Genomic DNA, 1144 nt, shown 5'->3' on the forward strand with positions numbered 1-1144 from the left:
CCGCGGTTACTTTGTCACCATGCAGAAATTCGATCCATACCTGAATATTGACCCTGGTACAATGAATCCATATCAGCACGGAGAAGTTTTCGTCACTGATGATGGTACCGAAACAGACCTGGATCTCGGACATTATGAACGTTTTATCGACTGTTCCCTCAACAGCCGCTCCAACGTAACAAGCGGCAAGGTTTATTGGGATGTCCTTTCCGGCGAACGACGTGGTGATTACGGCGGCAGTACTGTTCAGGTTATTCCTCATATCACCAATGCCATTAAGAGCCGTTTTTATCGGAACCCTGCTTCCCGTGAAACCGAAATCGCTATCATTGAAGTTGGCGGTACTGTCGGAGATATCGAAAGTCAGCCATTTCTGGAATCTATCCGTCAGTTCCAGCATGAAATCGGCCGCGAGAACTGCATGCTGATTCATGTTACCCTGATTCCATATATCAAATCCTCCGGTGAAATGAAAACAAAACCAACACAGAATACTGTCAAGGATCTTCAGGCTCTCGGCCTTCAGCCGGATGTCATTGTCTGCCGTTCCGAACTGCCTCTGGATGACGGCATCAAAGACAAGATTTCTCTTTTCTGCAACGTGGATGTTCACAATGTTATCGAGAATCTGGATGTGGATGTACTTTATGAAGCACCTCTGGCTCTCGAGAAAGAGAAACTGGCACAGGTTGTCTGCAAACGTCTCGGTATTGACTGTCCTGAACCGGATCTTGATGACTGGAAAGCAATGATCCATGCATGGAAGAACCCTACAAGAAAAGTACGCATCGCCCTGGTCGGCAAATATGTCCAGCTGCATGATGCCTACATCAGTGTTGTTGAATCCCTGAAGCATGCTGCATGTGCCAACGGAGCAGAAGTAGAGATCCAGTGGGTAGATTCCGAGCTGGTAAGTTCATTCAATGTTGCCGATATTCTCAAAGATGCCGATGGTATTCTCGTTCCCGGCGGTTTTGGTGACAGAGGTATCGAAGGCAAGATCACCGCTATTGAATACGCCCGTACACACAATGTACCATTCCTTGGTCTCTGCCTTGGTATGCAGATGGCAATCGTTGAGTTTGCCCGCCATGTACTGGGTTATACAGATGCACACAGTTCCGAGCTGAATCCGAACACAACG

Annotated in this window: 1 protein-coding gene; it reads left to right on the forward strand. The window is 47.6% G+C overall.

The window, feature by feature from the left end:
* The coding region (gene pyrG, locus WMO25_RS18220; RefSeq protein ID WP_349086653.1) for a CTP synthase at window positions 1–1144 on the forward strand (1144 nt) is incomplete at both ends.

This window comes from Coprococcus intestinihominis (genome assembly GCF_040096555.1).
In the GTDB taxonomy this organism is placed as follows: Bacteria; Bacillota; Clostridia; order Lachnospirales; family Lachnospiraceae; genus Coprococcus_A; species Coprococcus_A intestinihominis.